Origin of the sequence: Calothrix sp. UHCC 0171 (genome assembly GCF_034931845.1) — a bacterium.
Taxonomy (GTDB): domain Bacteria; phylum Cyanobacteriota; class Cyanobacteriia; order Cyanobacteriales; family Nostocaceae; genus Brunnivagina.
Window position 1 is genome coordinate 1 of record NZ_JAYGHN010000024.1, and the last position, 18,142, is coordinate 18,142.

15 protein-coding genes are annotated in these 18,142 nt (G+C 40.4%); 7 read left to right on the top strand and 8 right to left on the bottom strand.

Annotated features, from left to right (window positions below; all coding sequences use genetic code 11):
- The first annotated feature begins 300 nt into the window (after positions 1–300).
- Positions 301–813 (top strand): outer membrane beta-barrel protein, encoded by a 513-nt coding sequence (locus tag VB733_RS17645; protein WP_323341371.1) that lies wholly within the window; start codon positions 301–303, stop codon positions 811–813.
- Between the two features lie 159 nt (positions 814–972).
- Here the strand turns inward: VB733_RS17645 and VB733_RS17650 are convergent, their stop codons facing one another.
- Positions 973–2,811: an iron uptake porin gene (locus VB733_RS17650; RefSeq protein WP_323341372.1), complete on the bottom strand. Its 1,839-nt coding sequence runs from the start codon at positions 2,809–2,811 to the stop codon at positions 973–975.
- 187 nt (positions 2,812–2,998) lie between these two features.
- Entirely contained in the window at positions 2,999–3,460 is a 462-nt protein-coding gene (locus VB733_RS17655; protein WP_323341373.1) for a molybdopterin-binding protein, read from the bottom strand.
- 94 nt (positions 3,461–3,554) lie between these two features.
- Here VB733_RS17655 and modA point away from each other — a divergent pair, with 94 nt between their 5' ends.
- The 3 genes from modA to modB are packed head-to-tail and all read left to right on the top strand — an operon-like array spanning position 3,555 to position 6,386.
- The gene (gene modA / locus VB733_RS17660; RefSeq protein ID WP_323341374.1) at positions 3,555–4,349 is read left to right on the top strand and encodes a molybdate ABC transporter substrate-binding protein; all 795 of its coding nucleotides are present in this window, start codon (positions 3,555–3,557) and stop codon (positions 4,347–4,349) included.
- Between the two features lie 45 nt (positions 4,350–4,394).
- Positions 4,395–4,550: a hypothetical protein gene (locus VB733_RS17665; protein ID WP_323341375.1), complete on the top strand. Its 156-nt coding sequence runs from the start codon at positions 4,395–4,397 to the stop codon at positions 4,548–4,550.
- A 21-nt stretch (positions 4,551–4,571) separates the two neighbouring features.
- Positions 4,572–6,386 carry a molybdate ABC transporter permease subunit gene (modB, locus tag VB733_RS17670; protein WP_323341376.1) on the top strand — a complete coding sequence of 605 codons (1,815 nt, stop codon included), beginning with the start codon at positions 4,572–4,574 and terminating at the stop codon, positions 6,384–6,386.
- Between the two features lie 425 nt (positions 6,387–6,811).
- On the opposite strand, the gene VB733_RS17675 is transcribed toward modB, so the two are convergent.
- From VB733_RS17675 to VB733_RS17690, 4 genes are all read right to left on the bottom strand, one after another.
- Complete coding sequence (locus VB733_RS17675; RefSeq protein WP_323341377.1) at positions 6,812–7,078, bottom strand: NIL domain-containing protein; 267 nt, start codon at positions 7,076–7,078, stop codon at positions 6,812–6,814.
- Between the two features lie 31 nt (positions 7,079–7,109).
- Positions 7,110–7,949, bottom strand: a complete 840-nt coding sequence (gene cysW, locus VB733_RS17680; RefSeq protein ID WP_323341378.1) for a sulfate ABC transporter permease subunit CysW — start codon at positions 7,947–7,949, stop codon at positions 7,110–7,112.
- A complete protein-coding gene (gene cysT / locus VB733_RS17685; protein WP_323341379.1) occupies positions 7,939–8,814 on the bottom strand; it encodes a sulfate ABC transporter permease subunit CysT in 876 nt (291 codons plus the stop codon). Before cysT ends, cysW begins: the two co-directional genes overlap by 11 nt.
- Before the next feature lie 205 nt (positions 8,815–9,019).
- Positions 9,020–10,174: a sulfate ABC transporter substrate-binding protein gene (locus VB733_RS17690; RefSeq protein ID WP_323341438.1), complete on the bottom strand. Its 1,155-nt coding sequence runs from the start codon at positions 10,172–10,174 to the stop codon at positions 9,020–9,022.
- A 324-nt stretch (positions 10,175–10,498) separates the two neighbouring features.
- Between VB733_RS17690 and recQ the strand changes: the two genes are divergently transcribed.
- Entirely contained in the window at positions 10,499–12,661 is a 2,163-nt protein-coding gene (gene recQ / locus VB733_RS17695; RefSeq protein ID WP_323341380.1) for a DNA helicase RecQ, read from the top strand.
- Between the two features lie 29 nt (positions 12,662–12,690).
- Positions 12,691–13,860 carry an AGE family epimerase/isomerase gene (locus VB733_RS17700; RefSeq protein WP_323341381.1) on the top strand — a complete coding sequence of 390 codons (1,170 nt, stop codon included), beginning with the start codon at positions 12,691–12,693 and terminating at the stop codon, positions 13,858–13,860.
- A 40-nt stretch (positions 13,861–13,900) separates the two neighbouring features.
- Here VB733_RS17700 and VB733_RS17705 read toward each other — a convergent pair whose 3' ends face one another.
- Positions 13,901–14,494: a chromophore lyase CpcT/CpeT gene (locus VB733_RS17705; RefSeq protein WP_323341382.1), complete on the bottom strand. Its 594-nt coding sequence runs from the start codon at positions 14,492–14,494 to the stop codon at positions 13,901–13,903.
- 259 nt (positions 14,495–14,753) lie between these two features.
- Between VB733_RS17705 and VB733_RS17710 the strand changes: the two genes are divergently transcribed.
- Positions 14,754–15,968, top strand: coding sequence for a hypothetical protein (locus VB733_RS17710; RefSeq protein ID WP_323341383.1), 1,215 nt, complete (start codon positions 14,754–14,756; stop codon positions 15,966–15,968).
- 70 nt (positions 15,969–16,038) lie between these two features.
- Here VB733_RS17710 and lepA read toward each other — a convergent pair whose 3' ends face one another.
- On the bottom strand, positions 16,039–17,850 hold the full coding sequence (gene lepA, locus VB733_RS17715; protein ID WP_323341384.1) for a translation elongation factor 4: 1,812 nt from the start codon (positions 17,848–17,850) through the stop codon (positions 16,039–16,041).
- Positions 17,851–18,142: the final 292 nt, after the last annotated feature.

An 18,142-nucleotide genomic window follows, 5' to 3' on the forward strand; every position in this document is an offset into this window, starting at 1 on the left:
TTTTATACCAATTCGCAATTCGCAATACTCGCTCCGCGAGAAGCAAGCTACGCAATTCGCAATTAAAAAACTTAGATGCAGCAAAGCTTTCAGGATTTACATATGTATCAGATTTTTCGTGAAATGCTTTTAGGTAACTTTACTTTTCGTTATATACTACTCTGCGAGAAGCCGCTCCGCGTCTACGGTTTATTTGCACCGTTCTACTGACTATTGATTCCCTAAAATAGGGAACTTTTGGAAATAAAACTATTCTATAAGTGTGGAGAGATAAGACTTTCTCCAAGTGAGGTTAAGAGTATGAAGACTATTGCTTTAGTAACCTCCACATTAATAGCTGCTTCTATTTTTCTTTCCGCTAATATTGCGAATGCAAAACCAGCAGGCATGGATGGTAATTACATTGGTGCTGGTATTTCTGCGGGAACAACACGTGGTGTAGGTAATAGTGATGATGCAGTTTTTGGAGGTAATATCCAAGGAAGATATGCAATTCCTCAAGCACCTGTTTCCGTTCGTGGTGCGGTTCTATTCGGTGGTGATGCAACGGCTATTGTCCCAACATTAACGTACGATTTGCCAATAGCTAAAAATACCAATTTGTACTTTGGTGCTGGTTATTCATTTATTACCGACGGGGGAGAAAATACCCAATTAGGTGATAAAGATGCTGCTGTAATCACCCTTGGGGCTGAATCTGGAGTTAGTAAAAATGTAGTTGTTTACGGTGATGCTAAGTGGGCTATTGATGCTTATGAAAATAGCAGTGGTGATGCCCTTAGCTTCCAAACTGGTGTAGGTTGGCGTTTCTAATTATTAATGCCTATTGATTTTAGGAATGCTAAATTAAAGTGAAACTTTTCTACATTATTGAACCAAATAGGTTGGAAAACTGGAAATGATTAATTAATGATTGAGCGTCCTTTCACTTAAGGGTGTGGGACGCTCATTAGTAACCCTATTCAAAAATATTTAAAACCGGAAAGTAGTACGAATAACTCCTGTATATATTGTGTCGTTATTGCTGTTATGTTCTGGATTGAATATCACAATCAAACCCGGTGTAATCGAAAGATTGGGATTGACTTGATAGCGATACAATGCTTCAAGATGAAATGAAGTATCAGCATCTTTTCGACGTGCAGTTGTGGGAGTCAAGATAGTTGAACCAAAATCATTACTTGTCACCTTTGGTGGTTGACCAAAAATAATGCCACCTAAGTTACCTTTTTTACCCAAGTCAGGAAATGCCAGAGTCACAGCCCAGTTCCAAATATCAGCTTTGTCACCTTTGTTGACTTGGTTTGTCGTTGAATTTGTACCGGAACTGACTTCTGCTGTTGCCTGAGTATATCCACCCCACCCAGAAAGCATAAATTTGGGGTGAAAACGGTAACTTGCTTGAACACCGTAGTGATTGGCAGAAGTAGCGATCGCTGCACCAAAGGGTGTGTTTGCAAAGGCACTTCCATAGCTACCAGAAACCGTGACATCACCAGCAACACCGCTCAGATATGAATGAGCATAGGTTAATGCCAGAGTTGCATCTTTGTTGGGTTGAAATGCTAATTGTGCTAAAGTCCCGTAGCTACCATCAAATAAGCCTCTACCTGATGTTGGCTCGTTTCCTCGTCTGGCAATATAACCACCGGATAAGGTGATTTGGTCGCTGATTTTGAAGATGGCACTAACGCCGGAACCAACATTTTGCCCTGAGCCCGTATTACTGGCACGGTAAATGGGGGAGAAACGACCGAAGCGAGACACGGAGCCAATCGGAACTGAGGATAATAGGGGGTTAACTGTATTGAAGTTGTCGTAGAATTCTCCGCCAATCGCATCGACGATGACGTTGATTTTGTCGCCAACTGGGAAACGATAAAACAATTTACCCATGACAACATCATTACCATTGTTGCCATCCCAAGATGCACGAGTCATGTTTGTACCCGTGACAGCGCCACTAAAAGCTGTGGTGTTGTTTGCTTCCAGTCGGGTAAATAATTGGTCTTTACCAGTGAAGCTAGAAACTAAGTTCACACGAATGCGATCGCTCAAAATTGTATTATCTTGCAAGCGTGAACCAGCTGCACCAAATGCAGTTGCTTTTCTAGTCTCCCTTTGTGCGGGAGTTGTGGCAGCTTCGATATTGCGCCATTGATCGGAGTTGAGCGCTCTGTCCCCACCAAATACACCACCAAGACTAACTATCACTTCTGCTTGTAATTTGGTAGTGCTGGAAAATTGCTGACTTTCCAAAACGGCTGTTCTTTGTTCTAATGGGTCAATTCTGCCGCGCAGTTCAGTGAGTCCATCGGCAAATTCTTCAGATAGTTTACGTATGCTTTCAAAATCTTCTTTTCTGACTAGGTCAGCAGTACCAGTCGCAATCAATTCATTAACTCTTTCCAAACAAGCATTCAACCCAGCTGCAAATTCATACCGAGTCATGGCGCGATTGCCACGATATGTTCCATTCGGATAACCAGCAATGCAACCATAACGCTCTACCAATGATTGTAATGCTTGAAATGCCCAGTCAGTAGGTTGTACATCACTTAATTGTGATACCGATGTCACCTGTGGCATGGAAGTCTCATCGGGCTGTTGCAGTGAATCACCAATATTAATTGCGGATGTTTCGGGAAGTGAGCGATCGCCTATTTGTAGTTGAGTCAGGTGTATCTCATCATTTGATTTTTTCTGAATTTCTTGTTGATTTGGATTCGCGGATGCCATCCCCATCTCTGCAATACTAGACACAAGCAAAAACGGCACTACCCACAAGGGACTGCGTAATAATTTAGACATTTTCCTCACACCTGAAACATATACCAACTTTACTGGTAAAAAATATATTACCAACTAAGTTGGAAAACTGTATTATTAATTACTCAATTTTTAGTATTTCTATGTATTCTGTACGTTGGAAGAGAGTCACAGAAACAAATTTGTCAAAAATTCGTAACTACAGCAAAGCTAGTCCCCCTGAAGGGGTCTATTCCTTCGCGATCGCGATATCTGTAGATTTAATCACGGCGTAGGCTTCTTCCCCAACAGCAAGTTCGAGTTCTTCGGCTGAAACTTGGGTAATCACAGAAGTTAATTTGACTTTATGGACTATTTCTAATGTGACTTCGCTGTTAACCGCTCCAGCAACTACTTTTGTGACAACACCCTTAAGAACATTACGCGAACTAATTTTCAGAGGCTTTTTTGTCAAATAAATTTCAACTTCTGGGAGTTGAGCCTCTACTTCAGTAGGCGTTTGCACCTGCTCCTTTTTTGCGCGCTTGGTTGGTAATGATGGAGTTTGTGCTTCTTTCTCACTGAGACTACGTACAAACTCCCTCAATATCTCGGTTTTAGTACGCTGTGACTGCTGGCAAAACTCTTCCAGCACTTTGCGTTCTTCATCCGATGTTTGAAAAGTAATCCATCCTTGTTCTTTTCTTGGCATAAATATTACCAAATATCTTGGTAAGTAGGTAAAAAGTTGGTACGATACTACCAACAGTCAATTTTATGAGAGATTTCCCATTAGCATGTTTCATATGAACAGAAGACAACTTTTTGCCTTTATTGGTGCAGCAGTTGCCAGCTTGTTGCTGACTCTTAGTTTATCATTTTTGCCTTCCTCAAATGTTGTGGCGCAATCAAATGGGACTGTGTTAGTCTCTGCGGCAGCAAGTTTGAAAGATGTGATGGAGGAAATTAACACTGCTTATAAACAAAGCAATCCAGGAGTCACCATCAAATATAATTTTGGGGCTTCGGGGGCGTTGCTACAACAAATCCAACAAGGTGCGCCAGTAGATGTATTTATTTCTGCTGCGAAGAGGCAGGTGGATACTTTAGAACAGTCGGGACAACTGGTTGCAGGTACTCGTGGGGTGTTGGCAAAGAATCGCCTAGTTTTAATTGTGCCAAAAAGTGTGACGGGCGTTACGAGTTTCTTTAATTTGACGCGGGATAATATTAAGAAAATTGCGATTGGTGAACCGAGGAGTGTTCCCGCAGGACAATATGCGGAACAAGTTCTGCAAAAGTTGGGTATTTACAACAAAGTAAAGGCAAAGTTTGTCTATGCCAACAACGTCCGACAAGTTTTAGCTGCTGTGGAAGCTGGGAATGCGGATGCAGGTTTAGTTTATCGAACTGATGCGAAAATCTCTGACAAGGTAAAAGTTGTAGTTGCTGCGGATGAGAAGTATCATTCGCCAATAGTGTATCCAATGGCAGTATTGAAGAGAAGTAAAAATGTGGATGCAGCGAAGAATTTTATCCAGTATTTGTCGAGGGAACAATCGCAAGGCATTTTGAAAAAATACGGCTTTCTTCTACCTTAATTTTGGAAATTCTCAACTTATTAAGGAATCATGTAAAAATAAGTAGTGCAAGCGTCTCGCTTGCTATTTTTCAAAGGTGGGCAAGATGCCCACACTACTTGTTCAATGCTGAATATTCACTTTATCCACTTTCTCAGCAAAGTCAAACTAAAAAAACCTAGTGCAGACAAAGCCAATAATCAATTAATTTATAATTTATAATTCAAAATTCAAAATCATACCATGCCTCAAGATTTATCTCCTCTATGGCTATCAGTAAAGATTTCTTTATTGGCAACAGTGATTACTTTTTTTGTAGGTATTGCTGCGGCTTATTGGATGTTAGGGTATCGAGGTAAAGGTAAATCTTTGATTGAGGGACTTTTTATCTCACCATTGATTTTACCACCAACAGTTGTGGGTTTTTTATTATTAATGTTTTTTGGCAAATTTGGACCTGCGGGACAGCTGATGGATAAATTCGGCTTGAGTGTCGTTTTTACTTGGTATGGAGCTGCGATCGCGGCAATTGTTGTCTCTTTCCCATTAATGTATCGCACTGCATTGGGTGCTTTGGCACAAATTGACCAAAATCTGCTGTTGGTGGCGAAAACCCTGGGTGCATCTCAATGGACAATATTTTGGCGGATTATGTTACCTCTGGCATTACCGGGAATTTTGGCAGGGACAATGCTGGCTTTTGCCCGTGCTTTGGGTGAGTTTGGTGCAACCTTGATGCTGGCGGGCAATATTCCCGGACAAACCCAAACAATGCCCATCGCCATCTATTTTGCTGTGGAAGCAGGTGCGACAAATGAAGCTTGGTTTTGGTCATTAGTAATTATGAGTACATCCCTATCTGGGATTATTTTATTAAATATTTGGCAGCAATCAGGGGCAAGGAAAGGGAAAGGAAAAGGGAAACGACAGAAAAAAGCTAAAAGTATTTCTATGCCTGATTCTACGTCTTTTACTTTATCTCCTACTGCCCAAGGATTATTCGTAGATATTGAAAATATACTACCTGATTTTCACCTCAAAATTACTTTTAATGCAGACAATCAATCTTTAGGATTATTGGGTGGTTCGGGTGCAGGGAAAAGTATGATTTTACGTTGTCTTGCAGGTATCGAAACACCAACTAAGGGAAAAATTATTCTTAATGGCAAAGTTTTATTTGATTCGGAAAAAAATATTAATATACCTCCAAAAGAACGCCGAATTGGCTTTTTAGTTCAGAATTATGCACTTTTTCCCAATATGACTGTGGCGCAAAATATTGCATTTGGTTTACCGAAAGAGCTTTCTCAAGCTGCGGCAAAACAACAAGTAAATGCCCAATTAGTTGCAGTCCAATTACAAGGACTTGGAGATAGATATCCCCATCAGCTTTCTGGAGGACAACAGCAACGGGTTGCATTAGCAAGGGCTTTGGCAAGTCAGCCGGAAGCACTACTCTTAGATGAACCATTTTCAGCTTTGGATACTTACTTACGTAGTCAATTAGAACAGGAAATGGTAGCTAGATTAGCGGACTATCCAGGTGTCGCCCTATTTGTCACTCACAATATGGAAGAAGCATATCGAGTATGTCCAAATTTATTGGTTCTCGAAGATGGTTTAGCAGTCCAACATGGTTCTAAACATGATATTTTTGAACATCCAAATACAGTTAGTGTGGCTCAAATTACTGGCTGTAAAAATTTTTCTCGTGCAGAAGTAAAAGAATTAAACAAAATTGTCGCCATCGATTGGGGTTGTAATTTAGAAGTGATTGAGCCAATACCAAATAAATTATCCCATGTTGGTATTCGTGCCCATCAAATTAACTTTACAAATGATCCAAATCAAGCAAATACTTTTCCTTGTTGGTTGGTGAGAACTAGCGAAACTCCCCATCGGATGACAGTATTTTTAAAACTACACAGCCCTGCGGAAAATAGTAGTGATTATCATCTACAAGCGGAGGTTTTTAAAGAGAAATGGATAAGAATTCAAGATTTACCTTTTCCCTGGTACGTGCGCTTAGATGCATTTCGCTTAATGTTGATGGAATAGAAATCAATACGGTACTGCTCCGCAGTAGACGCGCTAGCGGCTTCTCGTAGAGTAGCAAGCTACAGTTAAGAATATAAATTAACTACCAAAATCTGAGTTCGGGTTAAGAGTTTTGTTTCAATTTGAATTAAGAAGGCTTATAATTCGTCACTCCCAAAAATTTTTGTATTTCTTATTTGGAGGGGGCTTGGGGGACGCAACCGTCCCCCAATTGGGGGTTTGGGGGAGAATCCCCCAAGTCTTGGTTCTCAACAAATCGATTACTGACAATAGAAATAGCCGTTTCCAAATATTTTTGCGAGAACAACTTGACAAAAAAAATCCTCCTCGCCATCAAGTGTGACGCAGGAAGATATCTACAAGTTCGAGAGGAGTTACTACAAGCTCAAAATTTAAACTAGCAAAAGGCTGGCAAATTAATTGATTCACCAACTACCTTTGTTAGTATTATCCCAAATTTCCAAAGCCAAATTACGCAAATAAGTTAGAGCAAGTTCAATTTGTTCGGTTGTTCCTTGTAAATCTAAGTCGAACCAACCATCACCAACAGCATTTGCCCCTAAGATAGCAGCCCGAATATTAATCACTAAACCATAGTCAGAAACGAGACGGGAAATAACAGGTTCCTCACGGTAATCTTTGGGGATTCTGACTCGGATTTGCTTATGTATGAGTGTATCGTTAGAAGTCATAACAAAATGAATCCTTTTGTAATACGATGCTTTATACTTTTTTGGAAGTGCCCGTTTTCTTTTCGAGAATATCCTTTAAAACCAATGTCACTAACGCCAATAAAGCCAAAATCACGGCAGCAGAATATGCAGCTTCAGTTTGATATTGTTTGTAAGCATCCTCAATAAATAGAGGTAAACTTTGAGTCTCACCACCAATATTTCCCGAAACTACCGAAACCGCACCAAATTCACCCATTGCTCTGGCATTAGTTAAAAGCACGCCATACAACAAACCCCAACGAATGCTAGGCAATGTAACGCGCCAAAAAACCTGCCAGCCACTTGCACCAAGAGTTTGTGCTGCTTCTTCTTGATCTTTTCCTAATTCATCCAACACAGGAATGACTTCCCGTGCTACAAATGGCATACTCACAAACGCTGATGCCAATATCATACCTGGGAGGGCAAAGACAACCTTGATATCATGCTCTATCAACCAGGCACCAAACCAACCAGTACGTCCGTATAACAAGACAATCATCAATCCAGCGACGACTGGGGAGATAGAAAACGGCAAGTCAATCACGCTTAAAACAAAAGCGCGTCCAGGAAAATTTTTACGAGTCAGCGCCCAAGCTGCACATAAACCAAATACGGTATTTACTGGCACAGTAACTACTGCCAATATTACTGTTAACCAAGCTGCATGGAGAAAGTTAGGTTCAGTCAGATTATTCAAAAAGGGACCAACTCCATTTTTGAAAGCTTGGACAAATACGTTAGCTGCGGGGATGTAAAGAACTAAAGCCAGGTAGGTAAGAGCGATCGCAATTAAAATTGTGGGAACCCAGTTTTTCTTCTGATTTGATCGGGATTTATTAATGGTCATATCTTCTTCCCCAGGCTTGTAAGAGGTTAATTGCGATCAACAATACTAACGAAATCAATAACATTACCACGCCAATGACAGTGGCACCTGAATAGTCATACTGTTCCAAACGTTGGAAAATTAGTATGGGTGCGATTAAATCCTGAAATGGTGTATTGGACGCAATAATTACTGTCGAGCCAAACTCCCCTACTGCGCGGGAAAATCCTAAAGCCACACCAGTCAAAATCGAAGGTAGCAAGGGTGGTAAGATGACTCGCGTAAATGTCTGTAATTGATTTGCCCCCAAACTCCAAGCTGCTTCTTCAATTTCTTTTTCCATCTCTTGAAGTACAGGTTGTACTGTTCGCACCACAAAAGAGAGGGAAATAAAGGTCATGGCGACACCAACACCAAGGCGAGTGAAGGCTATTTTGATGCCAAAAGGTGCAAATAAAGAACCAATCCAGCCATTCTCGCTGTATACAGTCGCTAACGTTAACCCTGCTACCGCAGTGGGCAGAGCAAACGGTAAATCTATGGAAGCGTCAATAATCTTCTTGAGGGGAAAGTCATAACGCACAATTACCCAAGCAAGTAAAGTCCCAAATATACCATTGATGAAAGCAGTTACTAAAGAGGTCGTAAAAGTTACATCATAAGCAGACAAGGCAACTGGACTAGTGGCAATTCTCCAAAATTCTGGTAGAGGTTCAGCACTAGATTTGACCAACATAGCGACTATCGGCACTAACAACATCACTGTTAGATACACGATTGTAATTCGCCATGCCCAAGAGCCTCCAGTCAATAGGCTGAAAATCTTGTTTGGGAGGTTATTTCGAGAATGCGATCGCGAAGCAACTTCGGGTGAGGATATTGTCATAGAAATTTGGGATTTGAGATTTGGGATTAGTAGTTGTCATTTAGTCATTAACCACGAGACAATGACTAGTGACTAATTACACTTGTTTAATGCCTAACTACTAGTCTGTCAGGGTTGAAATGAGGGACTGTAGTGCGGGCATCTTGCCCGCGTGAGCGAGACGCTCACACTACCAAAAACCCCTCAAAACAAAATTGACAGACTACTACGCTCTCTTCTTCGCCGCTTGGATTTTGTCAAAAATAGCTCCATCTTCAAAGAATTTCTTCTGAGCACCATTCCATCCTCCAAAATCTTGAACTGTTCCCAAAGTTTTGACTACAGGATACTTGTCTTTGACTTCTTTAGTTTGGGCGACAGTTTCATCTACAGGACGGAATCCAACCTTGGCGAACTCTTGCTGTGCTGCGGGGGTATATAAAAACTTCACAAATGCTTCAGCAACTTCGCGGTTTCCATGCTTATCAACATTTTTGTCAACTACGGCAATGGGGTTGTCAATAGAAATATTCACATCTGGAATCACATAAGATACCTTCTCACCCTTCTGCTCTGCGAGAATAATCTCGTTTTCATAGTTAATTAGAGCATCACCCTGATTTTGTTTGAAAAATGCATCAGTTGCTTCACGGGCATCTTTTGTTAGAAGTGGTACGTTATTATACACTTTAGTGACAAATTCAGTTGCTTTTGCCTCGTCTGCACCAGATTTAATAGCTGAATTCCACAAAGCTAGGAAATTCCATCGAGCGACACCAGAGGTTTTCGGGTCTGCGGTAATTACTTTAATTCCATCTTTCCCTAAATCTGACCAGGTTTTAATACCTTTAGGATTACCTTCTCTTGTCACTAATGCCGCAACAGATTTAGAAACAATACCATCATTGGGGGCTTCTTTTTCCCATCCCGGCTGAATTAACCCGGCTTTTTCAATTCTTGTAGTGTCTAATGCTAGCGCTAAGTGAACAATATCAGCTTCTAAGCCATCAATGACTGCACGAGTTTGCGAACCGGAACCACCATAGCTAGTTTTGAAAGTCACCTTTTGGCTATGTTCTTTTTGCCATTGTTCTGTAAACTTAGGAATGATAGCTTCGTGGGCAGCTTTTGTAACCGCAAAGGAAACTAGTGTCAGTTGTACATCTCCTGTTTTGGCAGCAACCGGACTTGCACCCTTGTCTGCACCAGCATCTCCAGAGGTTGAATTATTCGCACCGCCACCACTACAAGCAGCCAGTGTCAAGCTGAAAACTGTTCCGATTAAAAATAATGATACAAAGGTTTTTAAAGAATTAAATCTAAAATTCCTCCCCCGATTAATCAACTGTAATAATCTCTGGGGACTTTGCCAAAAACTCATTTTACGTTCTCTCATGTCAATCTACGGCTGTTCGATAGGGTTTTAGTATAATCTACCTATGGTCATAGATTACACAGAATTACATAAAAGTTCAAGAGCAAATCTACATTTTGTTTGTGGGGAATATGTAGATTATATGTTCATGGTAAATTAATTGAGAACTAAAATTAAGTGTCTGTGGCTAAATTTTAAGTTAAAAATATCCCCCATCACGATAGAATCACACAATAACCAAAATAAATATATCCATTTGTGGTTTGATAATTTTGGGTTTGATAAAATTGTCGCTGCATTGACTCGCACCCAGTGCCTGCTACCAAATCAATGATTACGCATTCTAATTTAGAACAATCGTTAAAATATTACTTTGGTTACGATAATTTTCGTCCCGGACAAAGGGAGATAATTGAAGCCGCATTGCACAATCGTGATTTATTGGTGGTAATGCCAACTGGGGGAGGGAAATCATTGTGCTTTCAGTTACCAGCACTAATGAAAAAAGGTCTCACGGTGGTGGTGTCACCTCTGATAGCATTAATGCAAGATCAAGTGGATGCATTACGTAAAAACGGGATTGCAGCGACATTTTTGAATAGTAGCTTGAATAGTTATAATGTGCGATCGCGGGAACAAGCAATACTCGAAGGTAAAATTCGCTTGTTGTATGTCGCGCCCGAACGGTTGATGAGTGAGAGGTTTTTGCCGTTTCTGGATTTGGTACACCATAAAGTTGGTGTTTCTGGTTTTGCCATTGATGAAGCGCACTGTGTCTCGGAATGGGGACATGATTTTCGTCCAGAATACCGTCAATTAATTGCTTTGCGATCGCGATTTGTGAATGTGCCGATGCTGGCACTGACTGCGACTGCCACAGATAGGGTGCGTTTAGATATTATCGAACAGTTGGGATTAAAACAACCGAATATTCATATTGCTAGTTTTAATCGCGAAAATTTGTATTACGAAGTTCGCCCTAAAAGTAAAAATTCCTATGGTGAGTTATTGGAGTTAATTCGGGAAAATGATAGTTCAACTATTATTTATTGTCTGACTCGCAAACAAGTTGACGAACTGGCTTTGAAATTGAAGCACGACAAGGTATCTGTCCTCGCATACCATGCGGGTTTAAGTGACGAAGAACGTAGCAGCAATCAAACCAGATTTATTCGCGATGATGTGCGCGTGATGGTGGCAACAATTGCTTTTGGTATGGGAATTAATAAACCTGATGTTCGCTTAGTTATTCATTACAATTTACCTAGAAATCTGGAAAGTTATTATCAAGAATCTGGACGTGCGGGTAGAGATGGGGAGCAGTCGAGATGTACTCTATTTTTTAGTTTTGGGGATGTGAAAACAATTGAATGGAGTATTAATCAAAAAAATGATGAGCAAGAACAAAAAATTGCCAAACAACAGTTAAGGCAAGTGATTGATTATGCCGAAAGTACGATTTGTCGGCGGACAATTCAACTGGGCTATTTTGGCGAACGTTTCTTCGGAAACTGCGGCGGCTGTGATAATTGTCGCTATCCGAAACCAACCCAAGATTGGACAGTAGAAGCAATGAAATTTTTGTCATGCATTGCCAGAACGAAAGAAAGATTTGGCATGACACATATTATTGATATTTTACGTGGTGCGAAAACTGAAAAAATCAAGCAATACGAACACGAGAAATTATCTACATATGGGATTGGTAAAGATAAAACTGTTGATGAATGGCGAATGTTGGGGCGTTCTTTATTGCATCAAGGATTACTCGAACAAAGGACAGATGGCTATTATATCTTAAAGTTGAATGATTTTAGTTGGGAAATTATGCGCCGTCAGCGTGAAGTTGCGATCGCAGTTCCGGTAGTACAAAAAGCTAATATTAAAGCAACAAGCATTAACACGATTGAAAGTGAAATGTTAATGCAAAAATTGCGTATCTTACGCAAGACTTTAGCTGATATTCAAGGTGTTGCTCCCTATATTATATTTTCTGATGCAACTTTAAAATCAATGGCACATATTCGCCCACAAACCAAAACAGATTTAAGTAAAATTTCTGGCGTAGGTAGTAAGAAGTTAGCTGATTATGGTGATAATTTCTTATCGGCTATTCGTGAATTTTGTCAAGAGCATAATTTAACACCTCAAAAACCCGAAGTCAAACCCACGCCCGTTAATAGTTCACCTTCCAGTACAGAATTAACTACATTGAGAATGCATCAGCAAGGGATGACGATTGATGAAATTGCCAGAGAAAGAAATATCCGTCCCACCACAGTCATTCGTCATTTGTCAGACTTGGTTGAAAAAAATGAGGCAATAAATCTTAGTGTATTAGTGCCAGAGAATAAGCAACAAGTAATTTGGAAAGTTTTAGATACTTTAGGTGATGTTGCACTCACACCAATTAAAGAATATTTAGGTGATGATTATAGCTTTGATGAAATTAGAATAGTTAAAGGTATGTGGCGACGGAAAAGTAAAAAATAAAAATCTTAAAATCTCATCAGGAAACATCCATGAAGTACAACTTTCAGGAATTAGCAACACTTTACAAAAATACTCTCCTTAATGACGTACTTCCATTTTGGCAAAAATACTCTCTAGATAAGGAAAAAGGAGGTTACTTCACCTGCTTAGATAGAACAGGCAAAGTTTACGATACTGATAAATTTATCTGGCTACAAAACCGTCAGGTATGGACTTTCTCAATGCTTTACAACCAGTTGGAAAAGCGAGAAGATTGGTTACAAATTGCAGATAACGGTGCAAAATTTCTCGCACAACATGGTAGAGATTCCCAAGGAAACTGGTATTTTGCCCTTAATCGCGAAGGACAGCCCTTAGTTCAACCCTATAATATCTTTTCAGATTGCTTTGCTGCCATGGCTTTTAGTAAATATGCATTAGCTAGTGGTGAAGAATGGGCAAAAGATGTGGCACTGCAAGCATACAATAATGTTCTCCGTCGTCAAGATAACCCGAAAGGCAAATATACCAAAGCTTATCCCGGTACTCGTCCCCTGAAATCCCTAGCTGTACCAATGATATTAGCGAATTTAACCTTAGAAATGGAATGGTTACTGTCGCCGGAAACTTTAGAAAATGTCCTCGATGCCACCGTTAAGGAAGTAATGGGGGATTTTTTCGATTCCGAAAGTGGATTAATGTTTGAAAATGTCACCCCCAATGGTTCCCATCTAGATTGTTTTGAAGGGAGGGTAATTAATCCTGGACATGGAATAGAAGCCATGTGGTTTATTATGGATATTGCTAACCGCAATCACGATACCAAAACAATTAATCAAGCTGTTGATGTGGTGTTAAATATTCTCAATTTTGCTTGGGATCAAGAATATGGTGGACTATATTACTTTATGGATGCCAAGGGATATCCACCCCAACAGTTGGAATGGGATCAAAAATTGTGGTGGGTGCATTTAGAAACTTTAGTCGCCTTAGCAATGGGGTATAAATTAACAAAACGTGATGCTTGTTGGCAATGGTATCAAAAAGTGCATGAATATTCTTGGCAGCATTTTGCGGATACAGAATATGGCGAATGGTTTGGTTATTTAAATAGACGTGGGGAAGTATTATTAAACCTCAAGGGAGGGAAGTGGAAAGGATGTTTTCATGTACCCCGTGCTATGTATTTATGCTGGCAACAATTTCAAGATTTAGTTTAATATTTTACTATTGCTGAATACTTCCCGATTTTGTGAATTGCTACAGCATTTTCACTTCATCTGCAAAATTATGCCATCTGACAAAGTGGAAAGCACCTGCAACCGAACCCCAAGCATGTTCGTCAGTTTCAAAGTCTCTGCCTCTATCTAAACTGAAAAATTTATCTGCATCGATTTCAAATTCATTATCCAGGTAAGTTTTTTGGTCATTTCGTACCACAACACAAGCTTTACCTGGTTCGACTTTCCCTTTAAAGCTGTTACCAGTCCATTCCACAATCATATTGCAACCACACATTTTTTCTAACTGATCGCTAGTTAGAGTTTGCAAGCGTTCAACATCACGGGATGCACCGTAATATTTTGACTCATCCTTAACTGTGTAATGTTCAATAATAATATGATTATCAGCCGCAGTAAGTTGCATAACTCGCATTCGGTAGGGCTGATTCAGGGCAAAATCATAAGCTTGTTCCAGAAATAAATTTACCCCAGGCAGAAGTTCTTGTGGTAGGGGACGGATACATACACGGATGTGAGCAAAAAAAGGTGGATTTTCAAATGCTTGTTCTTGGTTACTAAAATCTGCTGCCATCCAACGGGCGAGGGTGGTAATGTCTGTAGAATGAGTCATTGTGTAAGTTTGGGTAATCATGTCACAGCACTCTTCCCGTAGGGATTCAAGGGTAGAGAGTGGAAAATGAAACAATATTATCAATATTTATTTTAAAACCTATGGGAACTTGTTTCGCAGGAGAATTTCTAGCTTGATGTCGTCTATGTAAAAGGATAAATAGTTAATGGGTAATGGTGGCACAATACTGCTGTTTTGGATAAATTCTCCATACCCTATTTTCAATACTCAACACCTTACTCTCAATTCTAAATTACTTATGATTCACCGTTTAAGTATTATTACTACATTATCATTGTCCTTAGTATTTAGTTCTACCGCGATCGCCCAGACGAAAAAACAACCAACTCCTGATAAATTTCCGCCAAATCCTCTGGAAATTAAGGTATCTGATCCTTTGTTACCGCGCAATCCTGATAAACAACCCTTGACGGAACAGGAACAGCAACAATTAGCATTAGCACTGGATAAATTAGATCAAGAAGCGATAGCAAAGCTCCAAGCTGGCGACAAAATGGGTGCATTTGATACTTGGAACCGGGAATTACGGTTACGGCGATATTTGGGCACTCTCAACGAAGTACAAGCACTGGAAAGAGTTGGAGAAATTGCTTGGCGAGAAAATGACCGTCCCCAAGTGCAATTTATTACACAACGGTTGCAATCGATTCAAAAACCCAAAAAACTACCACCTGTCACTGATTTAGGGATATTACAAGCTCTAGGGGAAGCATATCAGAAAGTGCGATCGCCAAAATTAGCGATCGAAGTGTATGAGCAGGTTTTAGCTGGGGTTAGACAACAGAAAAATCAAGTTGAGGAAATTGAACTCCTCAAAACTATTGGCACAATTCACATGAGTTGGTTTGATTATCCGCAGGCGGCTGCTACTTATGAGCAATTATTCGGTTTAGCATCTGCAAGAGGCGAAAGCATCGACGAGTTAGCCTATCTACAACAATTAGCTTATATCTACGATCAAAGTAAACAATACCAACAAGCTATTAATACCCGTAACAAAATTGTCGAGATTTACACTCAAAATAATAATTTACTCGCACTACCTGAATTACAAATTGCGATCGGTTCTGGCTACGAAAATTTAGCTAAAGAAAACCCTAGTGTCTTAGACAACGCCTTTCAAAACTACCAACAAGCCTATATTACAGCTTGGGAGCAACAACAATATGCCCGTTCGGGAGAGGCTTTACAAAAATTAATTGCCCTCTATCGTTCTCAAGGACAACTTGATGAAGCGCTCCAAGCCAGTCAAATTTTACTGCAAAGTGAAGAACTGGCAGGTAATTTTTACGGTTTAATGAAAGCCTACGACCAAATTGGACAAATGTACCTGGAACGCAAAGAATATCCCCAAGCAAGAAATGCATTTGCACAAGGACTAAAATTTGCTCAACAACTTCAACATGACGAAGGTTATTTTAACCAACAAATTCAACAAATTCCGGCAAATTGATGGTGACTGCCAATAGGGAAGGGAAAAAGGGGAAAAACACCTTTAACCCTTACCCGAAAGTATTACTTGCCTACTGTTGATCCAATCGCAAAACAGCCATAAAAGCTTCCTGGGGAACATCCACCGTACCGACGGCTTTCATCCGCTTTTTACCTTTTGCTTGTTTCTGCAAGAGTTTCTTCTTCCGGCTAATGTCACCACCATAACATTTCGCCAATACATCTTTCCGTAATGCGGGAATATGTTCACTGGCAATTACTTTACTACCAATTGATGCTTGAATTGGCACTTTAAATTGATGCCGGGGAATTAATTCTTTTAACTTTTCAGCCATAGAACGTCCCACACCATAAGCTTTGTCACGGTGGACAATCATCGCCAGTGAATCTACGGGGTCTCCATTGATCATAATATCCAGCTTCACCAAAGGGTTTTCCCGGTAGCCAATCAAGTGATATTCCATACTCGCATATCCCCTTGACCTAGATTTCATCTGGTCGAAAAAGTCAGTAACTACTTCCGCCAAAGGCAATTCATAGGTTAAGGTCGTCCTTCCTTGGGTGAGGTATTTCATGTCTTTGAATATACCTCGACGATTTTGCGACAGTTCCATCAAAGTCCCGACATAGATTTCCGGAGTAATCATCTCCACTTTGACGTAGGGTTCTTCGATGCTTTGACGTTCGTTGGGAGATGGTAAGTGGCTGGGATTATCTATATATAAATCTTCACCTTTGATGGTGATTACCTTATACACCACCGAAGGCGCAGTAATAATCAAATCCAAATTATATTCTCTCTCCAATCGTTCCTGGACGATTTCCATATGTAGCAAACCCAAGAACCCGCAACGGAAGCCAAAACCCATTGCACTGGAAGTTTCCGGTTCAAAGTGCAGCGCCGCATCATTGAGACTAAGTTTTTCCAACGCTTCCCGCAAATCCTCAAATTGATCAGCATCAATGGGAAACATGCCACAGAATACCATTGGATTGGCTTCGGTGTAACCAGGTAATGGTTCGGGCGCTTTAGCATTAGCCAGGGTAATCGTATCCCCAACCCGTGCATCACCAACAGCTTTAATTGCTGCTGCTAGATAACCTACTTCCCCTGCGTGGAGTTCATCAACAGGTTTTTGAGTGGGTGAGAGTACGCCAATTTCGTCAATCTCGAATTCCTTACCCGATGCCATCAGGTAGATTTTGTCTTTTCTCTTGAGAGTGCCATCCATCACCCGGAAATAAACAATTACTCCCCGATAGCTGTCGTAATAGCTATCAAAAATTAACGCACGTAACTTGTCATTAACAGTATTTTTTGGTGGTGGTACTTTCTCAACAATGGTTTCCAGAATTTCGTCAATCCCAATACCTTCTTTTGCAGAAGCGAGGATAGCACCGCTACAGTCCAAACCAATAATTTCTTCGATTTCCCCAGCAACTCTGTCTGGTTCAGCACCAGGTAAATCAATTTTATTTAAAACGGGGATAATTTCTAAATCATGCTCCAAGGCTAGATAAACATTTGCCAAGGTTTGCGCTTCCACACCCTGGGAAGCATCCACTACTAATAAAGCCCCTTCGCAGGCAGCGAGACTGCGGGATACTTCATAGGAAAAATCCACATGTCCAGGAGTATCAATTAGGTTGAGTACGTACTCTTGACCATCCTTTGCCTTGTAATTCATCCGGGCAGCTTGCAGCTTAATTGTAATGCCGCGCTCCCGTTCCAAGTCCATATTATCGAGAAATTGTTCCTTCATCTGCCGTTGTTCCACGGTTCCAGTCACCTGTAACAAGCGGTCAGCTAGGGTAGATTTCCCGTGGTCAATGTGGGCAATAATGCAGAAATTGCGAATGCGAGCTGCGGGAACGTCAGTCATATACTTTATTTGCCGTGTTTAGCAACCAAGATAAAAAAGAAGATATAGCTTAATGTATTTTAATGCTTTATTTGCCAAAACGCTGTTATTGGGTAGTATTCGGCAGAATGAGTTTTTCTGAGTTAGCTGAGGGTACTGGAAGTAAATGTGATGGATAGAGTTTTATACCCAAGAATACGGAGATGCGATCGCAACACAGTATTTTGACTTACCTAAAAACTAGCAATAAGCCAAGTTGCAAGCCAAAAAAGACTCTCAGCCAGTGATAATGTGATTTAAAATTATCAGAATT

Coding starts and splice junctions, on each gene's coding strand:
- VB733_RS17645 (WP_323341371.1), top strand. CDS start 301: ATGAAGACTATTGCTTTAGTAACCTCCACATTAATAGCTGCTTCTATT.
- VB733_RS17650 (WP_323341372.1), bottom strand. CDS start 2,811: ATGTCTAAATTATTACGCAGTCCCTTGTGGGTAGTGCCGTTTTTGCTT.
- VB733_RS17655 (WP_323341373.1), bottom strand. CDS start 3,460: ATGCCAAGAAAAGAACAAGGATGGATTACTTTTCAAACATCGGATGAA.
- modA (WP_323341374.1), top strand. CDS start 3,555: ATGAACAGAAGACAACTTTTTGCCTTTATTGGTGCAGCAGTTGCCAGC.
- modB (WP_323341376.1), top strand. CDS start 4,572: ATGCCTCAAGATTTATCTCCTCTATGGCTATCAGTAAAGATTTCTTTA.
- VB733_RS17675 (WP_323341377.1), bottom strand. CDS start 7,078: ATGACTTCTAACGATACACTCATACATAAGCAAATCCGAGTCAGAATC.
- cysW (WP_323341378.1), bottom strand. CDS start 7,949: ATGACCATTAATAAATCCCGATCAAATCAGAAGAAAAACTGGGTTCCC.
- cysT (WP_323341379.1), bottom strand. CDS start 8,814: ATGACAATATCCTCACCCGAAGTTGCTTCGCGATCGCATTCTCGAAAT.
- VB733_RS17690 (WP_323341438.1), bottom strand. CDS start 10,174: ATGAGTTTTTGGCAAAGTCCCCAGAGATTATTACAGTTGATTAATCGG.
- recQ (WP_323341380.1), top strand. CDS start 10,499: ATGATTACGCATTCTAATTTAGAACAATCGTTAAAATATTACTTTGGT.
- VB733_RS17700 (WP_323341381.1), top strand. CDS start 12,691: ATGAAGTACAACTTTCAGGAATTAGCAACACTTTACAAAAATACTCTC.
- VB733_RS17705 (WP_323341382.1), bottom strand. CDS start 14,494: ATGACTCATTCTACAGACATTACCACCCTCGCCCGTTGGATGGCAGCA.
- VB733_RS17710 (WP_323341383.1), top strand. CDS start 14,754: ATGATTCACCGTTTAAGTATTATTACTACATTATCATTGTCCTTAGTA.
- lepA (WP_323341384.1), bottom strand. CDS start 17,850: ATGACTGACGTTCCCGCAGCTCGCATTCGCAATTTCTGCATTATTGCC.